Origin of the sequence: Burkholderia sp. MSMB1498, assembly GCF_001526245.1 — a bacterium.
Taxonomy (GTDB): Bacteria; Pseudomonadota; Gammaproteobacteria; order Burkholderiales; family Burkholderiaceae; genus Burkholderia; species Burkholderia savannae.
On the sequence record NZ_LOYJ01000056.1, the window covers coordinates 49,375 to 71,691 of the forward strand.

A 22,317-nucleotide genomic window follows, 5' to 3' on the forward strand; every position below is an offset into this window, starting at 1 on the left:
GTCGCGCGCTGCGCTCACGCGCCGCGCGCTGCGCCGTGCGCGTCAATGCCGCCACATCACGTGGCGCGGCTGCGTGTAGTCGGCGAGGCCGAGCGTCGACAGATCGCAGCCGTAGCCGGACTGCTTGGTGCCGCCGTGCGGCATGTCGGCCGTGTAGGTGAAATGCGCGTTCACCCACGTGACGCCCGCCTCGATGCAGGCGGCGAGCCGCATGCCGCGCGCCGCGTCGCGCGTCCACACCGACGACGCCAGTCCGTATTCCGAATCGTTCGCCCACCTGAGCGCCTGCGATTCGGTGTCGAACGGCGTCAGCGTGACGACCGGGCCGAACGCCTCGCGGCGCATCGGCGCATCGTCGTGCCGCACGCCGGCGATCACCGTCGGCGCGTAATAGCAGCCGGGGCCGGCGAGCGGCGCGCCGCCCGTGAGCACCGTCGCGTGCGGCAGCGAGGCCGCGTCCTGCACGAAGCGATCGACGCGCGCGCGATGCGCGGCGCTGACGAGCGGCCCCATCTCGACGCCGGCGCGATCGGGCGAGCCGACGCGCAGCGCGCCCGCCGCGTCCGCGAGCCGCCGCGCGAGCGCGTCGTAGACGCCGCGCTGCGCGTAGATCCGCGTCGCCGCCGTGCAGTCTTGCCCGGCGTTGTAGAAGCCCGCGTAGCGGATGCCGGCGACGACCGCGTCGAGATCGGCGTCGTCGAACACTAGGACGGGCGCTTTGCCGCCGAGCTCGAGATGCGTGCGCTTCAGGTTGCCGGCCGCCTCGGCGAGCACGGACTTGCCGGCTTCGACCGAGCCCGTCAGCGAGATCATCCGCACGCGCGGATGCGCGGCGAGCGCGCGGCCGACCGTCGCGCCGCTGCCGAGCACGACGTTGACGACGCCCGCCGGAAAGAGGCGCGCGAGCGCCGCCTCGAGCGCGACGATCGACAGCGGCGTCCACTCCGACGGCTTGAACACGACCGTATTGCCGGCCGCGAGCGCCGGCGCGAGCTTCCACGCCGCCATCATCAACGGGTAGTTCCATGGCGCGATCTGCGCGACGACGCCGACGGGATCGCGCCGCACCATGCTCGTGTGCCCCTCGACGTATTCGCCCGCGCTCGGCCCGCTCGCGGTGCGCGACGCGCCGGCGTAGAAGCGCAAGCAATCGGCGACGGCGGGCATCTCGTCCTCCATGACGAGATGCAGCGGTTTGCCGGTGTTGCGGCTCTCGATGCGCGCGAGCGTGTCCGCTTGCCGCTCGATTTCGTCGGCGAGCGCGAGCAGCAGGCGCGCGCGCGTTTGCGGCGTCGTCGCGCGCCACGCGGGGAACGCGGCTTCGGCCGCGGCGACTGCGCGCTCGACGTCGGCCGCGCTCGCGGACGCGGGCGCGGCGAGCGGCTCGCCCGTCGCCGGATCGACGATCGAAAGCGGCTCGCCGCTTCCTTCGATGCATTCGCCGTTGATCAGCATGTCGCGTTCTCCTCGTGAAGGGGCGCGCGTTTCGCGAGCTCGTGCTGCGTGCGCTCGAGCGCGGCGGCGAGAATCGCGCAGATTTCGTCGATGTCGGCGCGCGTCACGGTGAGCGGCGGCGACAGGATGCACATGCTCTCGTACGGCCGCACGAGCAGGCCCATCTCCTCGCAATGGCGGTCGACGCGCTGCGCGATCGCGATGTCCGCTGGCGTCGGCAGCGCGCCTGTCGCGCTCGCGCCGCTCGTGCATTCGATGCACGCCATCAGGTGATCGCCGCGCACGTCGCCGACTATGGGGAAGCGCCGCAGCGCGTCGAGCCGGCGGATGAAATACGGGCCGACGTCGCGCACGTGTTCGCAGATCCGCTCGCGCTCCATCAGCTCGATGTTCGCGAGCGCGGCCGCGCACGCGACCGGATGGCCGGAATACGTGAAGCCGTTCGTGAACACGCCGTTGCCGTATGCGTGCTCGCCGGACACCGCGTCGACGAGCCGATCCGAGATCAGCACCGCGCCGAGCGGCTGGTAGCCGGACGTGAGCCCCTTCGCGGCGACGATCATGTCGGGCTCGATGCCGAAGTGCGCGTGCGACGCAAAGAAGTGGCCGACGCGGCCGAAGCCCGTGACGACTTCGTCGGAGATGTACAGGATGTCGTGCCGGCGGCAGCGCTCGCGCATCGCGGCGAGGTAGCCGGGCGGCGGCACGATCACGCCGCCGGACGCGAGGATCGGCTCGGCGATGAAGCACGCGATGCGATCGGCGCCGAGTTTCGCGATCAGCGCGTCGAACTCGTCGACGAGCATCGCGCAGAACGCGTCGACGCTCATGCCGGCCGGCCGCCGGTACGGATTCGGCGACGACAGGTGATGGACGATCGTGTCGTCGTAATGGAAGCACGTGCGGTCCCACGCCTTGCCGGACACCGACGCGGCGAGATATGTGCTGCCGTGGTAAGCGTCGCCGCGCGTGACGATGTGGCGCTTGCGCGGGCGGCCTGTCGCGCCGAAGTAGTAATGCGCGAAGCGCAGCGCCGATTCGACCGCGGTCGAGCCGCAGGTGGTCAGGTGCACGCGCTTCAGGTCGCCGGGCGCGAGCTCGGCGAGCCGCGCGCCGAGCGCGGCGGCCGGCTCGTTCGTCATCGCGCCGAACGGCGTGTAGAACGGCATGCGCAGCGCCTGGTCGCGGATCGCGTCCGCGATCTCGCGCCGGCCGTAGCCGACCGTCACGCACCACATGCCGCCGATCGCGTCGAGATACGTGCGGCCCTCGGCGTCGGTCACGCGCGTGCCTTGCGCGTCGACGACGACGGTCGGCGTCTCGCGGCCGAGCGCGGACAGGTCGGCCCATGGGTGCAGCAGATGCCGCGCGTCCTGCTGCGCGCTCGTGAGAGGAGAATCGTTTCGGTATGCCATTGAAAACCTCAGTCGCTCAGGCTGACGAGATGCAGGCGCGGCCCGGAGAACGCGAAGCGGCCGTGCTGCACATAGACGTTGTCGAGCACGAGCACGTCGCCCGGCCGCATCGCGACCGCGCGCGACGTGCGCCACAGCGCCGCGCGCAGTTTCGTGACGAGCTCGGGGTCGATCGGCTCGCCGTCGCCGTACGTCGTCGTCGCCGGATAGCGCGCGTCGTCCCAGTCTGACGGGAAGAGCGGATGGCTGCGCCAGTACGATGCGTGCAGCTCCGTCACCTGGTTGAACCACAGCGGCGGGCCGCCTGCGGGATCGTCGAGGAATGCGTCGTGCACGTAGCCGTAGCCGAGGCCGTCGCCGTCGAGCCAGCGGTGTTCGTAGCCCTTTTCGCGCATCAGCGCGTCGACGGCGTCGCGCTCGCGCGCGCCGAACGTGTCCATCCAGCCGATCTGCGTCGGCGTCGATTCGCGCGGCAAATAGCGGTGGTAGCCGATCCGCTTGCGCTCGAACTTCGCGAGGACCTCGTCGGGGATCTGCTCGGCGGCGAGCCGGATGTCGTTGATCGGCACTTCGCCGCCTTCGTTCGCGGCGGCCGCGCAGAAGAAGAACACCTTGCGCGGCGGATTCGGCAGATACGCCATCTCGTTGTGCGGCGCCATCGTGATGCGCGGGTCTTCCTGGCTGGCGACGAGCGCGTAACCCGCGTCGCGCGAGCGCACCGCGATGCCGCCGTCGTAGCTGTGCGGCGCGTAGCCGAGCGAGCGCATGAACGCATCGAAGCCGGCGCGATCGGCGATCGGCAGGTTGCGCAACAGCAGCGCGCCCGTGTCGGGCAGGCGCGCGTCGATCGCGTCGCGGCAGAGCGCGGCGGCTTCGGCGGGCGTGTCGGCGGCACGCGCGAGCCCGAGCGCGAGATCGTTCGCGATCGGAATCGTTACCGGCACGAGCGGGCTGTCGGCCCCCGCCAGATAGGCGCGGCCGCGCACGGGCACCTGACGCCGGTCGTTTTCTTGCAGTTCGATGAAGGAATCCATAACGCGTTCTCCTTTCGTTCATGTAGTGGGCGTGGCGCGGCGCCGAGGCGCATGCGTGCGGCCCGTGTCGAGCAGCGCGTGATCGGGGCGGCGAGGCGTTGCGTCGCGCGCGGCGTTGGCGACGGCGAGGCGTGTGACGGCGGCCAGGCGGTCGAATTCGAGGCCGGCGCCCATGACGATGGCCACGCCGATGGCGACGCCGTCGACACCGGCGCTGCAAACGCATCGTCGGAGCCTGCATGTATGCACGCGCCGGCCGATGCCGTAGCCCGAGTCGGCGCGAGTGCAACAACGGTGGCTGCCGACGTTGCTGCGCATGTCGTGGCCGTCGCCGCCGACGCCGACGTCCGACGTCCGATGTCCGACGCTCGATGCCCGATGCCCGATGCGATTGCGACATCGCCGTGCGCAACCGGCTTGCGCACCGGCATGAACGCGCGATGCGTGCGATCGCCGGGCATCGAAACGTCGCGTAACGCTCGACGAACGTTCGACATTGAACGTCTGGGCCTCGGCCACGGCCGCAACCGCAGAACCGCAGAACCGCAGAACCGCAGAACCGCAGAACCGCAGCCGGCGATCACGAACGTTCAGTCACCCGTCGGATCGCTACCATGCACAACCGCGGCGCACGGCCAGCCGCGCGAGGCACGCCGCGCCTATGTCACCAACGCAAACCGCAAACCGCAAACCGCAAACCGCAAACCGCAAACCGCAAACCGCAAACCGCAAACCGCAAACCGCATGCAGTGCAATCTGCGACGCACGCCGTCCGCCCCGCCCAGCGCCCCATCACGCGAGCGCGGCGGTCCGCAATTCCGCGAGGAGCGCCTGCCCCTTTTCGTTCGGCAGCTCCTTCGCGCCCGTGATCCAGCGCCGGCAATTCGGCGCGCCGCAGTGGCACTCGAACTGGCGCATCAGCTCGTCCTCGGTCGACGCGTAGTCCATCGTCAGCATCTCGCCCGCCGCGATGTCGCGCAGCGACCAGAGCTCGAAGCCCGCCATGTCGAGGCGCACGTTCGGATCGCACGAGTGCAGCAGCAGCCCGCTGAAGTGCGGGTCGTACAGGTGCGTGTGCGTGTTGATCTGCAGCGTGTGCAGCCGGCAGAACGCGGTGATCTGCCCGGACACGCGCGCCATCCGCCGGCCGCGCGCGAACGCCTTCAGGACGCGGACGCCCGCGCCGCGACCGTCCTGCGTCTGGATGATCTGGAACGTGTCGGTCGACGGGTAGCCGTCGTCGATCTTCAGATCGGACGACGGATAGATCCCCGTGCGTTGCTGGACGGGATCGATGAGGGTGATCGTCATGCTGCTCTCCTTGACTGGATTCGTGCGCCGGGCGGGAACGCCCGGCGGACCTCTTCTTTGCGGCCGCGTCGGAATGCGCGGGTGACGGGAAGGGCGGATCTACTCGTCCGCGATGCCGGCGACGTTCCGCATCCGGCGGGCCAGCTCGCCGATCTTCATGGTCGGCGACGCGAGCGTCGAAAGCGGTATCTGCACACCGAATTTCTTGAAAAAGCCGTTGCGCATCTGCGCGAGATCGAGCGAATCGAGGCCGAGCGTCGCGAGATCGAGCCGTTCGTCCCAGCGGCTCACGTAGTCTTCGAGGAACGCGCGGACGGGGTCGCGTGTGCTTGCGGATCGCGTCGCCCGGGCGGCCGGCGGCGAAGCGCACGCGGCGGCGGCGCAGCGCGCATGCTCGTGTGTCGGGAGCGACGAACGCGCGGAGCCCGAGTCGACTTCGGCGGGCGGGGCGGCCGTCTGCCCGAGCGAGTGCGCGGCGGACGACGCGCTCGTCGGCGTGCCCGCCGTGTTCGCTGCGCTTGTCGCGCTCTCGGCGTGCGCGGCGTTCATCTCGTTCGTTGCGTCGCGCGCGGTCGCGGCAGCGGCCGCATCGTCACGCGCGATCTCGGCGACGAGCGGCGCATCGCGCCACGGCGAGCGTGGCCAATCGACGTCGCAGACCACGAACTGACGTCCGGCCGTAGCGCCGCCGAGCGCGCCCGCGAGCAGCGCGCCGAGCGCGGCGAACGCGGCGTCGGGCGCGAGCGGGCGCTCGCCGTCCTGAATCGCGCGGCGCAGCGCGCGGTCGCTGCGCGCGCTCATTCCGACCTCGGCCCAACTGCCCCACTGGATGCTCAGCACGGGCGGCTGTCCCGGCTGAGCGGGCCAGCACGCGAGCTGATCGAGCCATGCGTTCGCGGCCGCGTAGTTCGCCTGACCCGGCACGCCGAGCAGCGCGCTCGTCGACGAGAACGCGACCGCCCAGCGCGTGCGCCAGCGCGGCGCGTGCGCGAGCAGCGCGGCGAGACTCTGCTTCGGCGCGAGCACGCGGCGCAGCCGCGCGTCGTCGAGATTCGCGATGACGCCGTCGTCGAGCGCGCCCGCCAGATGGAAGATGCCTTCGATCTCGCCGATCGAGGCGAGCGCGGCGTCGAGCGCGCGCGCGTCGCCGAGATCGGCGGCGACGGCGCGTACGCCGCGCGGCGCGGCGGCGGCGTCGCGGCACAGCGCGACGATGCGTTGCGGCGGCACCTGCTGCTCGTCGATCAGCCAGTCGACGAGCGCGCGCCCGACGCCGCCCGTCGCGCCGGTGACGAGATACGGGCCGCCCGCCGCGCCGAGCGCGCCTTCGGGCAGCGCGGGCGCCGCGTGCGGCATCAGGCGCGGCACGAACATCCGGCCGTCGCGGCGCAGCAGCCACGGCTCGTTCGCGAAGTCGGCGGCGGCGCGCGCGAGCTCGGCGGCCCAGCGCTCGCCGGCCGCGCACGGCGCGAGATCCGGATGATCGCCGGCCACGCACGGCGCGAGATCCGGATGATCGTCGGCGAGCGCGAGCCGCACGCGCAGCGCCGCATGCTCGGCGCTCGCGACGCGCGCCGCGCCGACGAGCGGGCCGCTGCGCGCGTCGGCGGGCAGCAGGAGCGTCAGCGTGCCGGCGCATTCGCGGGCGGCGAGCGCCCGCCACAGCGCGACGAAGCCCGCGCATTGCGCGACGCCGAGCGGATCGTCGATCGACCCGACGCACAGCAGCGCCGCGTGGCCGCCGCTCGCGCGCAGGCGCGGCGTGAGCCATTCGAGCGCGTTCGCTTCGCGCCCGGCTGCGTAGACGGCGCATTCAGGCAGAGACGTCGCGTGCATAGGATTCGAAGCGGCCGAGGTTGCCGACTGGTTCGAGACGCTCGACGCGTCCGAGGCGATCGTCGTGCTTGATGAGGCCGAAGTACCCGAAGCATCGGAAGCACTCGAAGCACCCGAAGCACCCGCACGCGGCTGCCAATGCAGCGCGAACGTCGGCGCGGGCGCGATCGCCCGCGCGTCGCGCCGCGGCCGCAGCCATGCGGCCGCGCGCGACACGATCTCGGCTTCGCATCGCATCATGAAGTCGTGGCCGCCCGGATACGCGTGCCGGCCCGCGAGCGGCGCGGACGAGATCCGCGCCCAGTCGTCCGCGAGCCGCCAGTCGAACGCGGGATCGGCGTCGCCGCCGTGAATCTGCAGCGGAACCGTCAGGAGCGGATGCCGGCCTTCGTCGCGCCAGCGCCGCGCGATCCGGTGCGCGGTGCGCGTGTCGGCGTCGAGGTCGGCTTCGAGCACGGGGCGGAACACTTCCTGCCACAGCGGATCGTCGCGCAGCGCGTCGGGGACGAGCAGGAAGCTGTCCGCGGGCGCGGCGATCGCCGGCTGCTCGAGGAGCGGTGCGCGCCCGACGACGACGAGCCCCTTCACCCGGCCGCTCGCGGCCCATGCGCGCAGCGGCCCGCACAGCAACTCGGTTGCGGCTGCGCCGCCGTAGCTCAGGCCGCAGAACGCGACGGGCAGTTCGCCCGCGTCCGCGACGATCGCGGCGGCGATCGCGTCGCGCGCGGCGCGGTCGTCGGCGTCGTCGCGCGGGAGCGCTTCCTCGGCGCGCGCGTTGCGGCCCGGCCATTCGATCGCGACGATGTCGAGCCACGCGGGCGCGCCGCGCGCCCAGCCGTCGAAGCTGCGGCTGCTGCCGCCCGCGTACGGGAAGCAGTACAGCTTCATGCGCGGCCGGCGGCGCGGCCTGAGCCGCACGAGCCAGCGCGGCGCGGAGGCTTGCGGCTGCGCGATGCACGAACCGGAGGCATCGTCGTGGCCGGCCGCGCCGCACGGTCGCGATTCGGCGGCGCAAGCGCCTGTCGACGCCGCATTCGCGGCGTTCGCCGGACGTTTCGCGCCCATCGCGTTCGCGATGTTGGTCGTGCGGCTCGTCGGCGTCCCGAACTCGTTCGGCTTCGGCTTCGGCGTCGCGTCGACGTAAATCGACGCTTCCGGCCGCGTCCAGAAGCTGTCGCGCTCGAACGCATAGCCGGGCAGCGGCGTGCGCGCGAGCGCGCGGCCGGGTGATGCCGCTTCGTGCGCGTGATACGCGCGCCAGTCGATCGACACGCCCGCGCACCACAGTTCGCCGAGCATGCCGGCGAAGTGATCGGCGTCGTTCGCTCCGCTGCGTGCGGCGGGCAGCGACGGCAACACGCGCGGCGCGTCGATCATCCCGCTGGCGCCTTCGTCCGTCGCTCCGTCAGTCATCCTGTTAGTCGTCGCATTGGCCGCCGCATTGGCCGTCCCATCGGCCGCTCCGCGCGCGCCTGCCGACTCGTCGGCATCCGCGCGCGCGCCGGCCGCGAAATGCTTGCCGAGCAGGCTGCACAGCACTGTGCCGGGGCCGATCTCGAGCACGACGTCGGGCCGCCAGCGCAGCAGCGCGGCGACGTTGTCCGACCAGCGCACCGGCTCGAGCAGATGGCGCGCCCAGTAGTCGGCCGAAGCGGCGTCGGCGCCGAGCCAGCCGCCCGACACGTTGCACGTCATCGGAATCCGCGGCGCCGCGCCTTCGATGCGCCGCGCGGCGATCGCGTCGGCGACGGGCCGCATCAGCGGCGTATGGAACGGATGCGACACCGGCACCGGCCGGCATCGGCAATCGAGCGCGGCGAGCGCGCGCCCGGCATCCGCGAGCGCGGGCTCCGTGCCCGCGAGCACGAGCGTGTTCGGCGCATTGCGCACCGCGATCCAGAGATCGGCGCGCCCGGCGATCCATTGTTCGATGCGTGCTTCGTCGCCCGTCACGGCGAGCATGCCGCCGCGCGCGAGCGCGCCGTCTGCGGCGGCGAACGAGGCCAGCGCCTCGGTCGCGCTCGCGCGCGCGGCGACGAGCGCGGCCGCCTGATCGAGCGTGAGCGCCTCGGCGGCGACGGCCGCCGCATACTGGCCGATGCTGTGCCCCGCGACCGCGACGGGCCGCACGCCGTATTCGCCGAGCACCGACGCGAGCGCGTGCTCGACCGCGAACAGCCCGCATTGCGTGACGAGCGGGCGGCGCATGCCGGCGTCGTCGGCGTTCAGGATCGCGTCGGCGATCGGCGCGCCGAGCGCGCGTTCGAGCGCCGCGCACGCGGCGTCGAAGTGATGACGGAAGCGGCCGGCCTCCGCGTTCGATCGATACAGCTCGCGCGCCATGCCCGGATGCTGCGAGCCCTGGCCCGAGAAGCAGAACGCGACGCTCGCGCCCGGCTTCGCGCGAACGGGCGCGCCGAACGGATCGGATGCATCCGATGCGTCGGGTGCGTCGAGCGCTTCGGCAAGCACGTCGGCGCGCTCGCGCAGCGCGCCGGCCGCGCGCGCCGGCTGCGCGGGCACGGCGAGCGCGACCCGCAGCGGATGCGCTTCGCGCGCGACGTGCAGCGTGTACGCCGCGCATGCGAGTTGGTCGGCGTCCATCGTCGCGACGCGTTCGGCGAGCGCGCGCAGATGGCGCGCGAGCGCGCCCGGCGTGCGCGCGGACGCGGTCATCAGGTGATGCGTGCGCGGCAAGCCGTCGGCGGCGACGCCAGAGGCGGCAGAGGCGGCAGCGGCGGCGGCGGCGCGCGCGGGCGCTTCCTCGACGATCACGTGCGCGTTCGTGCCGCCGATCCCGAAGCTCGACACGCCCGCGCGCCGCGGCAATTGCGCCGACGGATCGGCGACCGTCCAGTCGTCGCCGCGCCGCTGCACGACGAACGGCGACGCGTCGTGCTCGACGAACGGCACGAGCTTCGGATTGAGCGTGTCGAAATGCACGGTCGGCACGCGCTGCCGATGCTGAAGCTGCAGCACGGTCTTGATGAGCCCGGTGATGCCGGCCGCGCAGTTCGCATGGCCGATGTTGCCCTTCACGCAGCCGATCGCGCAGCTGCCCGCGACGGGCGCATCGGCCCCGCGCGTCTGCGCGAATGCGTCGGACAGCCCTTTCAGCTCGATCGCGTCGCCGATCAGCGTCGCGGTTGCATGGCATTCGACATACGAGATCTGCTCGGAGCGCACGCCCGCCATGTCGAGCGCGTCGACGATGCAGCGCCGCTGCGCGTCCGCGTTCGGCGCGGTGTAGCCCGCCTTCATCCGGCCGTCGTTCGACAGCCCGACGCCCGAGATCACGGCGAGGATCGGATCGCCGTCCGCTTGCGCGAGATCGAGGCGCTTGAGTACGACCGCGCCGACCGCGTCGCCGAACAGCGTGCCGCTCGCGCGCGCGTCGAACGGCCGCACGTGGCCGTCGGCGCTGCCGACGAGGCCGTCCTCGTAGCAGAAGCCGAAGTTCGGAAACGACAGCGCGGACGCGCCCGCGATCGCCATCTCGCACTGGCCGGCGCGGATCGCCTGCACCGCCTGCACGAGCGCGACGAGCGCGCTGCTGCACGCGGCGCCGATCGACACCGCGGGGCCGCCGAGATCGAGCTGGTACGCCACGCGCGTCGCGATGTAATCCTTCTCGTTGCCGATCTCGGTGAGCATCAGCCGGCCCGGATCGAGCGGCGTGAGCAGCCCGCCGCCTTGCAGATGATGGACGAGATAGCCGTCGATCCCGCAGCTCGCGAACACACCGGTGCGCGTGCGGTAGCGGTTGTCGGCGCGCGCGTAGCCGGCCTGCTCGAGCGCGCTCCACGCGATTTCCATGAAGAGCCGGTGCTGCGGGTCCATCAGCGCCGCTTCGCGCGGGCCGATGCCGAAGAAGAGCGCGTCGAACTTGTCCGCGTCGCCGACGACCTGCGCGGCCGACACCCAGTCCGGATGATCGAGCTGCGCGGCGTCGACGCCCTTCGCGAGCAGTTGCTCGCGCGAGAAGCGCGACAGGCTGTCGACGCCTTCGGTCAGGTTGCGCCAGAACGCGTCGACCGAATCGGCGCCGGGGAAGCGCCCGGCCATGCCGACGATCGCGACCTTCGGCGCATCGGCGGCGGGCGCCACGCGCGCGGCGCGCGGCTCGCGGGCGTTGTCCGCGCGCGCTCGCGCCGCATCGTCGCGCGAGCGGCGGCAGTAGTCGGCGAGATCCTGCAGCCGGCTGTGCTGATACAGATCGACGACGGCGAGCGAAAGCCCGAGCCGCTCGCCGAGCAGGCCGACCGCCTTCGCCGCGCTCAGCGAATTGCCGCCGAGCTCGAAGAAATGATCGTCGCGCGCGACCGACGCGACGCCGAGCACGTCGCGCCACACGTCCGCGAGCCGCGCCTCGAGGCCGTCGCCCGCGACGTTCGCCGACGCGTCGCGCGCGGCGGGCGGCGCGGCCGTCGGCGCAGGCGGCGGCGGCAGCGCGCTTTTGTCGAGCTTGCGCGACGTGCCCGCGCGCAGCGCAAACGCATCGAGGCCGATGAAGTGCGCGGGCACCGCGTATTCGGGCAGCTTCGCGCGCGCCTGCTGGCGCAGCCGCGCGAGCGTGGTCGCGGACGGCGCGCCGTCGTTGCCGACCACGTACGCGGCGAGCGCGGACGGCTGCTTCGTCTGCGGATCGTCGATCGGCACGACGAGCGATTTGCTGACGCCGTCGACCGCGTCGAGCACGTTCTCGATCGCATGCAGCAGCACTTTGAAGCCGCGAATCTTCACCGTGTTGTCGATGCGGCCGAGGATCGCGATCTGGCCGTCCGGCAGCAGCCGCGCACTGTCGCCCGTGCGGTAGACGGGCGCGTCGTGGCCGCGCTCGGCGAGCGCGCGCACGGACGGCAGGAATTTCTCGGCGGTGCGGGCCGCGTCGTCGAGATAGCCGGGGCCGAGGCCGGGCGACGCGATGTACAGTTCGCCCGTTTCACCCGCCGGCACCGCGCGTCCCGCTTCGTCGAGCACCGCGAGCGCGCAGCCCGGCAACGGCCGGCCGATCGGCACGCGTCGGCCGTTCGCGCCGCCGTGCGACGGCAGCAGATCGGCGTAGCAGACGTCGAGGCTTTCCCACGTGCTGTACGCGTTGACGAGCCGCACCGACGGCGGAAACGCCGCGCGCGCCTTGTCGACGACGCGCCGCGGCACGACTTCGCCCATCAGGAACCACGCGGACATGTGCGCGAGCGCGTCGCGCAGCTGCGCGGCGATGCCGGGGAAATCGAGCACGCTTTCGAGCAGCGACGGCGTGACGACGAGCCGCGTGATCCGTTCCTGCCGCAGCAGCGCGACGAGCCTTGGAGGATCGAAGATCGCGTCGTCGCCGATCGCGACGGCCGGGCGGCCGAACATCAGCGCACGCAGGCATTCCCACGCGAGAAAGACGTTGAGGCCCTCGCGCTCGCCTTCGGCGTACGGATACAGCGCGTCGCGCGCATGGAAGCAGTAGCTCGTGCCGACGTGCGTGGTGAGAACGGCCTTCGGCTTGCCGGTCGAGCCGCTCGTCAGCGACACGAACGCGATGTCGTCGCGGCGTGGCGCGACGGGCGTCCATGCGCGATCCGCGCGCGTCGGCCGCGCGCCGACGAGCGTGCAGCGCGCGTCGCGCAGATGCTTGGCCGCGCGCGCGAGCAGCGCCGGAATCGTCGCGATCTGCGCGACGCGGCAGCTCGCGACGAATTCGCCGACGAGCGCATCGGGCCAGCTCTTTTCGAGCAGGCACACTGACGCGCCGATCGACCACGCGGCGACGATCGTCAGCACGTACTCGGCGCCGTGCGGCAAAAAGACGCCGACGACGTCCTGCCGCGCGACGCCCGCCTCGCGCAGCGCGTCGGCGAGCTCGGCCGCGTGCGACGCGAGCTCGCGGTAGGTCCACGTGCGCTCGCCGTCCTTCAGCGCGAGCGCATCGGGCGTGCGCGCGACGTGCTCGCGAATCGCGGCGAGCACCGAATGCGCGTCGCCCCAATCGTCGGCGGCGCGCAGGCAGGCCGCGACGCGCGAGTTCGCATCGGGCGTCGCCGCGACGATCGATGCGGGACGCTGCGCGAGCAGCCGCTCGACGTGGCCGGCGATGCTCGCGCACAGCGCCGCGCGCGACGGCGCGCCGAGAAAATAGAAGTGATTGCCGTCGAACGTTTCGACCGGGCACGCGTGTCGCGGCGAAACATGCGCGCGCCACGCGTGCAGATCGTCGATGGTCGTGCTCGGATCGGCGGCGCCGCCGTAGATCACGCAAGGCGCGCGCAGCGCGTCGCCGGACGCGTGCCGGTAGGTCTGCGCGAGCCGAAGGTCCGCGCGCAGCGGCGGAAGCACGTAGCGGGCGATGTCCGGATCGTCGAGCGTACCGTCGGGGAAGAAGCCCCAGCGCCGCACGGCTTCGATGAAGCGTGCGTCGGGCAGCGCGTGTGTCTGCTGACGCCATGCGTCAGCCGCGCGTTCGCGCGACGGGGCGGGATGGCCCGACAGGAACAGGCCGGCGGGCTGCACGCCGCCGCGCTGCTCGAGCGCGCGCGCCACTTCGTAGGCGAGCAGCGCGCCCAGGCTGTGACCGAACAGAAAGAGCGGCGTCCCGTCGTCGAGCTGCGCGACTTCGGTCGCGAGATCGTCGACGAGAGACGGCCAGTCGTCGTAGAACGGGATGTGCTGGGCGGCGCCGCGGCCGGGCAGGCTGAGCGTCGTGAACGCGAACGCGTCGCCGAGTTCGCGCACGATGTCCGCGTAACTGGCATCGCTGCCGCCCGCGAACGGGAACGCGGCGATCCGGGCCCGGCTGACGAGAGATCCGTTGCTCGTTGAAACTATTTGCCTCATGAGAACCACTCCGAATGTCCGGCGGTAAATTATCAGAGGCTACGAAACGGTCGATACTGCAACTTCTTACAGTCGCTATGTAATCGGGTTGCAGTGTATTTCGCGTAAATCGAACACCGGAAATGTCCGTATCGTGAAAAATTCGAATTGTGATAAACCCTGACTCGGACTGATCCTAAAGTGTGAGAAAAAGCGGCGAGCAAAACATCGGGAATTCGACGAAATCATCTATAAAAGTGCGAATGAAATGCACGTTCAACGCCGTCGCGGCGCGTTTGATCGCCAGCATACTGGACCTGCACGCTCGGGAAATTTTTATCTTTCGAAATGCCGGGTTGGTATATTCAATACGAGGCAACGATTCCGAATCCAGGTCATGACATCCGCAAAACGGAACATCGGCATTGTTCGTTGTGGATATCATCGATGCGGTGACTTCCGATAGCATCGCGCAATTAATTATGTAGCTACCGAAAAATAAATCAGGAAATCCGCTGTCATTATTTTTTCATCGTCAATGAATGGACGCATGAAGCGAGATTTTGATCCGAGATACGAAATAGTTGGAGGCAGTTTAAAAATAAACTGAACTTCGTTCTTCCTGAAATGGTCGGAAATGCCGTTGCCGAGCCGCCGTGACGAAGGGCCATCGTCGAGGGGGCGCGCAGCGCGCTTGTCGTCGACGCTCTTATCGCTCGCCCCGGACGTCTTTGTCGCAGGCGCGGCATGCGATCGTCGCGTTCGCCGGCGGCATTCCGGGGATGTCTAGTTCGATAGTCGATCGACGTTTGTCTTGCGTGCATCGAGCCTGCTGAAAATCGATCTTCAGCTCGCGGCGCTCGATCACCGTGCGTACGAGGGCGCATGCCGCAGCCGGGCCGCGGCGGGCGGGGGCGCGCGTCGTCGAGCGGCAGCGTGTGGAGCAGCCTGTCCTGGGGCGAACGCTGTCGGAAAACATAGGAATTCGAACGATGCATGATCGATCGGTTATCCGGTGCCGGGAACGAATCGCCGTGCCCCGCCCGATGGATCGGGCGGCGCGGTTGCGCGCCGCGCGTCCGCGCAACGGCCGCGCACGCTTCGGGAGACACGCTCGCGCGACACGCGCGGCGAAGCCGCCGCCAAAGCGCGGCCCTTGCCACCTTGCCATTTCGAGCACGCTTTCTTCATTGCTTCGCTAATCTAATATTCTTACTTGAGCTGGGCGGTTCTATGTTCGAAGGCTTGTCAATTTGTTCGTTTAACGAAATTCTGAGCGCGACTTGCAAGAAGAGCCTCTTTGAGCAGACGGCGTACCACGTGCGTCAACTGGGCTTCAAGAACTTTGCGTATCGGCATCAGATCGCCGGGATGTCGTCGAGCCGCTGCATGCTCGACGGATTTCCCGCCGAATGGCGCCTGCGATACGACGCCGCCGACTATCTCTCGATCGATCCCGTCGTTCAGCACTGCCGGTGCCGGACCGTGCCGCTGATCTGGAACGACGAGCTTTACACGACGGGCCGTGCGAAGACGATGCGCGACGAAGCGAAGTCGTACGGCCTTGTCTATGGGCTCAGTTGCCCCGTTCACGATCGAAGCGGTGCGATCAGCATGCTCAGCATGGCGACCGACGATCCGTTCGAGCGCGACACGATCGACGTACTGCGGCTGCTGAGCCTGTCGCAACTGCTCGCGAGCTTCGTGCATGCGGCGATGCAGGAGCTGCTCGACTGCCGGCTGAGGCGGCAGGGCTCGTGCGATCTGACGGCGCGCGAGCGCGAATCGCTGCAATGGGCGGGGCGCGGCAAGACGGCTTGGGAAATCTCGAAGATCCTCGGCATTTCGGAGCGGACAGTCGTGTTTCATTTGTCGAACGCCGCACGCAAGATCGGCGCGAACAATCGCGCGCAGGCGGTCGTCATCGCATCGGCGCGCGGAATGATCTGACGGCGCGCGCATGCGGCCGTTCCCGGACGAGCGGGCCGAGCGGACCGAGCGACGGCGGCGCGCATCGTGCGTGCGCTCGGCCGATCGGGCGCACACAATGGGCATCGCGGCGCGCATGCCCGCCGACGCGTGCGACGCCACGACATCGCGCGAACGCGCGATCCCGTCCCGGCGCACGCCGCGCTATATCGCCCGTCGCGATTTACTTTGCGAAATCGCTTCGTAGACCCGTCCCGCCGCGCGGCCCTATCATCGATCGCAGTTCATTTCCCAAATGAGGCAGCCGCACCGTCGCATGAGCGCGGGCGGCCTCGCACGCCCGCCGACTTCGCCCGGTCCAGCATTCTGAAGAGAGAATCTCCTATGCAGTCTCGCCTCGTTCTTGCGCGCATTGCCCGGCGCGCTTCGCGCGTCGTTGCCGCCGCGCTCGCGAGCGCGGCGCTCGCCGCGCCGCTCGTGCATGCCGAATCCGCGCCGCTGAAGGTCGGCATCGCGACGAGCCCGCAGATCGACGCGCTGAAGATCGCCGCGAAGGAGGCGAAGGCGCAGGGGCTCGACGTGAAGATCGTCGAATTCACCGACTGGAACACGCCGAACGCCGCGCTCGCGAACAAGGATATCGACGTCAACTACTTCCAGCACATTCCATTCCTCGAGAACGCGAAGAAGCAGGGCGGCTACGATTTCGTCACGATCGCGCCGGGCACGATCATGAAGATCGGCCTCTATTCGAAAAAGATCAAACGCTTCGACCAACTGAAGGACGGCGCGACGGTCGCGATCGCGAACGATCCCGTCAACGGCGGGCGCGGCCTGTTGCTGCTGCAGCGCGCGGGGTTGATCAAGCTGAAGCCGGGCACCGATTACCGTGCGACGACGCGCGACATCGTCGCGAATCCGAAGCATCTGAAGATCGTGCAGCTCGAGGCGTCGCAGCTCGCGCGATCGCTCGACGACGTCGATCTCGCACAAGGTTATCCGAGCTTCATCAAGCTCGCGGGCACGGCCGATCCGAACAGCGCGCTGCTGTTCGACGGGCTCGAGAACAAGCTGTTCGCGCTGCAATGGGTCGTGCGGCCGGAGAGCGTCGGCGATCCGCGCATCCGCAAGTTCATTGCGATCTACCAGCATTCGCCGGCGGTCAGGAAGGCGCTCGACAACGCGTTCGGCTCGCTGTACGCGGTCGCTTGGTGACGCCGGAGCCCATGCGATGGCGAAGAAGAAGATCCTGCTGAACGCGTTCAACATGAATTGCGTCGGCCATATCAATCACGGCCTGTGGACGCATCCGCGCGACCGCTCCGCGCATTACATCGATCTCGACTACTGGGCCGATCTCGCGCGCACGCTCGAGCGCGGCAAGTTCGACGGGATCTTTCTGGCCGATATCGTTGGCGTCTACGACGTGTACGGCGGCAGCGCCGATGTCGCGCTGCGCGAATCGGTGCAGGTGCCCGTCAACGATCCGCTGCTGCTCGTGCCGGCGATGGCGCAGGTGACGAAGCATCTCGGCTTCGGCGTGACCGCGAACCTCACGTACGAGCCGCCTTATCTGTTCGCGCGGCGGATGTCGACGCTCGATCATCTGACGAAGGGCCGCATCGGCTGGAACATCGTCACGGGCTACCTCGACAGCGCCGCGCGCGGAATGGGGCTCGCGAAGCAGATCGAGCACGACGACCGCTATGCGCGCGCCGACGATTACATGGACGTCGTCTATCAGCTGTGGGAGCGCAGCTGGGACGACGACGCGGTGATTCGCGATCGCGATGCCCGCGTGTTCGCGCGCCCGGACAAGGTGCGTCGCGTGCGCCACGACGGGCCGTATTACTCGGTCGACGCGATTCATCTGAGCGAGCCGTCGCCGCAGCGTACGCCGGTGCTGTATCAAGCGGGATCGTCGGCGCGCGGCGTCGAGTTCGCCGCCAAGCACGCCGAATGCGTGTTCGTGAACGGCCAGAGCAAGGCGGCCGCGCGCTCGGCGGTGGCGGACATTCGCGCGGCCGCCGCGCGGATCGGGCGCGATCCGGAGTCGATCAAGATCTTCGCGGGCATCACGGTCGTGACGGACGAGAACGAGCGGGCCGCGCGCGAGAAGTTCGACGAATATCGGCGCCACGCGAATCCGGAAGCGGGGCTCGCGCATTTCGCGAGCTCGACCGGCATCGATTTCTCGCGCTTCGGCCTCGACGAGCCGATCGCGCACGTGAAGACCGATTCGATCCAGTCGGCGGTCGACGCGATCTCGAAGAAGAGCACGACCGGCGCGTGGACCGTACGACGCATCCTCGATCAGATGCCGATCGGCGGGCGCTATCACCCGGTCGTCGGCTCGCCGTCGCAGGTCGCGGACGAGCTCGCGGCGTGGGTCGACGAAACGGGTGTCGACGGTTTCAACGTCACGCGCACGGTGATGCCCGAGTCGTTCGAGGATTTCGTCGACCGGGTCGTGCCCGAGCTGCAGAATCGCGGCCTTTATAAGGAGGACTACGATTCGGAGCCGACGCTGCGCGCGAAGCTGTTCGGCGGAAGCGCTCGGCTGCCCGGCTGGCATGCGGGCGCGCAACACCGGTTCGGCCGCGCGCGCGAAACCGAGAAAGCATGACGACGCGACGAGGCGATCCGATGGTGCAACTGCTCGACTCCCTGGGTTTCATCGAAAGCTCGGCCGCCGCGCGGCGCGGGGCCGCGGCTGCCGCATCCGCAGCCGGCGCGGCGGTGTCGTTCGAGCTCACGAGCAAGGTGTTCGACGGTCCGCGAGGCCCGTCGGCGGCGTTGCGCGAAGTGACGCTCGACGTCGCGCGCGGCGGCGTGTTCGGCGTGATCGGGCGCAGTGGCGCGGGCAAATCGACGCTTCTGCGGCTGATCAACGGGCTCGAACGGCCGACCTCGGGCGCGGTGCGCGTGAACGGCGTCGACGTCGGCGCGCTCGACGAGCGCGGGCTCGTCGCGCTGCGACGCCGGATCGGCATGGTGTTCCAGCATTTCAACCTGCTATCGGCGAAGACCGTCGCCGAAAACATAGGACTGCCGCTGAAGATCGCCGGCGTGCGGAAGGCCGAGCGTGCGCGTAAAGTCGATGCGCTGCTCGATCTCGTCGGGCTCGCCGCGAAACGCGATGCGTATCCGGCGAGCCTGTCGGGCGGCCAGAAGCAGCGTGTGGGCATCGCGCGCGCGCTCGTCCACGATCCTGATCTGCTGCTGTGCGACGAAGCGACCTCGGCGCTCGATCCGCAAACGTCGCAGTCGATTCTCGCGCTGCTCGCCGATGTCAATCGGCGGCTCGGGCTCACGATCGTGCTGATCACGCACGAGATGGAAGTGATTCGCGCGGTGTGCGACACCGTGGCCGTCGTCGAGCATGGCGAGGTGGTCGAGACGGGGCCCGTGTGGCGCGTATTCGGCGATCCGCAGCACGGCGCGACGCGCGCGCTGCTGCGCACGCTCGTCCACGATCTGCCGGCCGATCTCGCGACGCGCGTGCGGCCGCTCGACGGCCGCGCACCGCTGCCGTGCGGCGCGCAACTGCTGCTCGACGTTCGCTACACGGGCGCGGACAGCGGCGAGCCGGATCTCGGCGCGCTCGCGAGCGCGCTTGCGCGCAACGTGGGCGACACGGTGCGTTTCGTGCATGGCGGGCTCGATCGGATTCAGGGGCGCGCGCAAGGGCGGCTCGTGATCGCCGCGTCGCTTGCCGCGCGCGGCGCGGCCGGTCCGGAAAGGATCGCGGCCGCGCTCGCCGCCGCGCGCCGGCATGCGAATCGCGTGGAGGTGCTGGGCTATGTCTGAACTGTGGTTTCCCGAGCTCGCGGATGCGATCCGCGACACGCTGTGGATGGTCGGCGCATCGGCGTTCGTCGCGGCGCTTGCCGGCGTGCCGCTCGCGCTCGTGCTCGTCACGTCCGCGCGAGGCGGCATCTACGAGCGGCGCGGCCTGAACGCGGCGCTCGGCGCGGCCGTCAACGCGTTTCGCTCGACGCCGTTCATCATTCTGCTCGTCGCGCTGCTGCCGTTCACGCGCTTGGTGATCGGCACGACGATCGGCGTGTGGGCCGCGATCGTGCCGCTGTCGATCGCGGCGATTCCGTTCTTCGCGCGCATCGCCGAAGTGAGCCTGCGCGAGGTCGACAAGGGGCTTGTCGAAGCCGCGCAGGCGATGGGCGCCGAGCGGCGCCACATCGTCTGGCACGTGCTGCTGCCGGAGGCGTTGCCGGGAATCGTCGGCGGCTTCACGATCACGATCGTCGCGCTGATCGGCTCGACCGCGATGGCGGGCGCGGTCGGCGCGGGCGGGCTCGGCGATCTTGCGATCCGCTACGGCTATCAGCGCTTCGACACGGCCGTGATGGCGACGGTGATCGTGATCCTGATCGCGCTCGTCACCGTCGTGCAATTCACCGGCGATCGCATCGTGCGGCGGCTCGCGAAGCGCGTGTGAGCGTGGCGGCGCAACAGAGGGCTCGTCTGATGTCGAGCGGATCGCGCGAACGAAGGCACGCGGTGGCGTGCGGGAATCGGCGGCGCGCATTGCGCGAGCGCGTGCGGAAGGCCGCGCATGCGCGGCGGCGGGCTTCACGTCGGCTCCCGAAGAGTCTCACCTTCGAGCGGCCGCGTCGATGTGGCGCGCTCGCGCCGTTCCCGGTGCGCGGCGAAGGAGGGCGGACGACGAGCGCGGCAGGCGCGCCGCGAATCGCGAGCGCCGCGACATTGACTGCGGAAACGCTCGCACATCGAACTGACATGCTCGTGCGTGACGATGGCGGCTTCCCACATGCGGCGCCGACGCCAACCCGCACGCCGCTGCCGCATCGTGACGATCGCGCGCCGACGGCCGTCACGATCGCCTTCGGCTGTCGACACCGCGCGTTCCGACCCGGCCGGAACCGGCCGAACGCGGCACGGTGTGCGACGCGCGCAAGCCGGGCGCACCAGCCTGGCGTGTCGATTCGCGCGCATCCGGATGGCCGCGTTCTCGTAAGTAATGTAAGCAATCCTTGTCAATCGGCCGGCGCGCGCGCCGCCGATCGACGCCGATGTGACGTCCGGCCGCCTGCCGCGCGTTTCGATTCGCGTCGGCCGGGCCATGTGACGCGATCATGTTCAGACACATATCTGTACATTGATTACAGTTGCGCAGCGCTAGTATTCGACGCACACCACACCGCTAATCGGGCGATCGACGATAACCGGCGGCGCGGCGTGCGCGGGCGCGTGTCATCGCGGCCCGCCGCCGCATCGACCGACAAGCCCACCATCTGGGAAGCTTTCGCATGAACGATCCACGAGTCCTGGTTGAACTGATTGCCGAAGCGAACCGGGCGCCGTACACGCTCGCCGAGCTGATCGCGGCGCTGCGCGCGAGCGCGCCGGAGCGCGACCGAGCGGGCGGCCACGCCGCGCACGAGAAGCGGTGGATCGCCGACGCCGGCCTGCTGACGCTTGCGGTGCCGCGTGAGTTCGGCGGTCAGGAAGCCGGCTGGCCGGTGATCTATCACACGATCCGCGCGCTCGCGCGCGTCGACAGCGCGCTCGCGCATCTGCTCGGCTTTCAGTGCCTGCAGATCGTCAGCGTCGACGTGTGGGGCAGCGCCGAGCAGCGCGAGCGTTATCTGCGCGGCACGGTCGAGCACAATTGGTGGTGGGGCAATGCGGTGAACCCGCTCGATGCGCGGCTCGTCGCGCATGCGACGGGCGACGGCGGCTATCGGCTCGAAGGCGTCAAGGGCTTCTGCTCGGGCACGCGCGGCTCGCAGCGGATGACGGTCTCCGCGCACGATCCGGACACGGGCAAGCCGGTGTTCGCGGTCGTGCCGACCGAGCGCGCCGGCATTGCCGTGCGCGACGACTGGGACCCGATCGGCCAGCGGCAGACCGATAGCGGCAGCGTGTCGTTCGACGGCGTGCGCGTCGAACCCGACGAGGTGCTGCATCGCTCGGAAACGCCGCCGACGCCGCGCGCGACGCTGCGCACGCTCGTGTCGCAACTCGTGCTGACGAACCTGTTCGTCGGTATCGCGGAAGGCGCGCTCGCCGAGGCGCGCGACTACGTGCAGCGGGCGGGGCGGCCGTGGGTGCATTCGGGCGTCGAACGCGCGGCGGACGATCCGTACACGCTGCAGCGCTTCGGCGACATGCGCGTGCAGACGGTGAGCGCCGAGGCGCTTGCGGATCGCGCGGCGCGCGCGCTGCAGGGCGCGTGGGAGAGGAAGGAGGCGCTCACCGCCGATGCGCGCGCGGAAGTCGCGCTCGCGATTTCGGAGGCGAAGATCGTCGCGCAGCGCGCGGCGCTCGACGTCAGCGAGGCGCTGTTCGATGCGTGCGGCGCGCGCGCGACGGCCGCGCCGCTCGCGCTCGACCGCTTCTGGCGCAACGCGCGCACGCACACGCTGCACGATCCGCTGGACTACCGGCTGCGCGACGTCGGCCGCCATGCGCTGACGGGCGCGCTGCCCGACGCGTCGCTCTACACGTGACGCGGCCGCGCGCGTCGCCCGTTCACGGCGCGCGCGATC

At 70.1% G+C, this 22,317-nt stretch carries 12 protein-coding genes; 6 read left to right on the plus strand and 6 right to left on the minus strand.

The features are described from left to right. Positions 1–42: 42 nt before the first annotated feature. From WS91_RS10595 to WS91_RS10615, 6 genes are all read right to left on the minus strand, one after another. The gene (locus WS91_RS10595; protein WP_059670245.1) at positions 43–1,455 is read right to left on the minus strand and encodes a gamma-aminobutyraldehyde dehydrogenase; all 1,413 of its coding nucleotides are present in this window, start codon (positions 1,453–1,455) and stop codon (positions 43–45) included. Continuing rightward, the gene (locus WS91_RS10600) at positions 1,449–2,870 is read right to left on the minus strand and encodes an aminotransferase (protein ID WP_059670246.1); all 1,422 of its coding nucleotides are present in this window, start codon (positions 2,868–2,870) and stop codon (positions 1,449–1,451) included. The genes WS91_RS10595 and WS91_RS10600 overlap by 7 nt, the downstream gene beginning before the upstream one ends. A gap of 8 nt (positions 2,871–2,878) precedes the next feature. Further along, the gene (locus WS91_RS10605) at positions 2,879–3,904 is read right to left on the minus strand and encodes a TauD/TfdA family dioxygenase (protein WP_059646999.1); all 1,026 of its coding nucleotides are present in this window, start codon (positions 3,902–3,904) and stop codon (positions 2,879–2,881) included. Between the two features lie 18 nt (positions 3,905–3,922). Next, on the minus strand, positions 3,923–4,423 hold the full coding sequence (locus WS91_RS35740) for a hypothetical protein (protein ID WP_156432349.1): 501 nt from the start codon (positions 4,421–4,423) through the stop codon (positions 3,923–3,925). Between the two features lie 273 nt (positions 4,424–4,696). Further along, complete coding sequence (locus tag WS91_RS10610) at positions 4,697–5,215, minus strand: SET domain-containing protein-lysine N-methyltransferase (protein ID WP_059580223.1); 519 nt, start codon at positions 5,213–5,215, stop codon at positions 4,697–4,699. A gap of 99 nt (positions 5,216–5,314) precedes the next feature. Further along, on the minus strand, positions 5,315–13,876 hold the full coding sequence (locus WS91_RS10615) for a type I polyketide synthase (protein WP_059670247.1): 8,562 nt from the start codon (positions 13,874–13,876) through the stop codon (positions 5,315–5,317). Positions 13,877–15,100: 1,224 nt separating this feature from the next. Here WS91_RS10615 and WS91_RS10620 point away from each other — a divergent pair. The 6 genes from WS91_RS10620 to WS91_RS10650 all read left to right on the plus strand — a co-directional run bounded on the left by WS91_RS10620 (position 15,101) and on the right by WS91_RS10650 (position 22,278). Beyond that, complete coding sequence (locus WS91_RS10620) at positions 15,101–15,805, plus strand: LuxR family transcriptional regulator (protein ID WP_197419400.1); 705 nt, start codon at positions 15,101–15,103, stop codon at positions 15,803–15,805. A 363-nt stretch (positions 15,806–16,168) separates the two neighbouring features. Further along, the gene (locus WS91_RS10630) at positions 16,169–16,999 is read left to right on the plus strand and encodes a MetQ/NlpA family ABC transporter substrate-binding protein (RefSeq protein WP_059646994.1); all 831 of its coding nucleotides are present in this window, start codon (positions 16,169–16,171) and stop codon (positions 16,997–16,999) included. Between the two features lie 16 nt (positions 17,000–17,015). Beyond that, the gene (locus WS91_RS10635) at positions 17,016–18,410 is read left to right on the plus strand and encodes an LLM class flavin-dependent oxidoreductase (RefSeq protein ID WP_059670249.1); all 1,395 of its coding nucleotides are present in this window, start codon (positions 17,016–17,018) and stop codon (positions 18,408–18,410) included. After that, entirely contained in the window at positions 18,407–19,594 is a 1,188-nt protein-coding gene (locus tag WS91_RS10640; RefSeq protein WP_059670250.1) for a methionine ABC transporter ATP-binding protein, read from the plus strand. Before WS91_RS10635 ends, WS91_RS10640 begins: the two co-directional genes overlap by 4 nt. Next, entirely contained in the window at positions 19,587–20,243 is a 657-nt protein-coding gene (locus WS91_RS10645) for a methionine ABC transporter permease (RefSeq protein ID WP_038750903.1), read from the plus strand. Before WS91_RS10640 ends, WS91_RS10645 begins: the two co-directional genes overlap by 8 nt. Before the next feature lie 832 nt (positions 20,244–21,075). After that, positions 21,076–22,278 carry an acyl-CoA dehydrogenase family protein gene (locus WS91_RS10650; protein ID WP_052145122.1) on the plus strand — a complete coding sequence of 401 codons (1,203 nt, stop codon included), beginning with the start codon at positions 21,076–21,078 and terminating at the stop codon, positions 22,276–22,278. The last annotated feature ends 39 nt before the right edge of the window (positions 22,279–22,317 follow it).

Excerpts from the sequence above, each read along its gene's own strand:
- WS91_RS10600 (WP_059670246.1), bottom strand. The coding sequence starts at position 2,870 with ATGGCATACCGAAACGATTCTCCTCTCACGAGCGCGCAGCAGGACGCG.
- WS91_RS10645 (WP_038750903.1), top strand. The coding sequence starts at position 19,587 with ATGTCTGAACTGTGGTTTCCCGAGCTCGCGGATGCGATCCGCGACACG.
- WS91_RS10630 (WP_059646994.1), top strand. The coding sequence starts at position 16,169 with ATGCAGTCTCGCCTCGTTCTTGCGCGCATTGCCCGGCGCGCTTCGCGC.
- WS91_RS10605 (WP_059646999.1), bottom strand. The coding sequence starts at position 3,904 with ATGGATTCCTTCATCGAACTGCAAGAAAACGACCGGCGTCAGGTGCCC.
- WS91_RS10615 (WP_059670247.1), bottom strand. The coding sequence starts at position 13,876 with ATGAGGCAAATAGTTTCAACGAGCAACGGATCTCTCGTCAGCCGGGCC.
- WS91_RS10640 (WP_059670250.1), top strand. The coding sequence starts at position 18,407 with ATGACGACGCGACGAGGCGATCCGATGGTGCAACTGCTCGACTCCCTG.
- WS91_RS10635 (WP_059670249.1), top strand. The coding sequence starts at position 17,016 with ATGGCGAAGAAGAAGATCCTGCTGAACGCGTTCAACATGAATTGCGTC.
- WS91_RS10610 (WP_059580223.1), bottom strand. The coding sequence starts at position 5,215 with ATGACGATCACCCTCATCGATCCCGTCCAGCAACGCACGGGGATCTAT.
- WS91_RS10650 (WP_052145122.1), top strand. The coding sequence starts at position 21,076 with ATGAACGATCCACGAGTCCTGGTTGAACTGATTGCCGAAGCGAACCGG.
- WS91_RS10595 (WP_059670245.1), bottom strand. The coding sequence starts at position 1,455 with ATGCTGATCAACGGCGAATGCATCGAAGGAAGCGGCGAGCCGCTTTCG.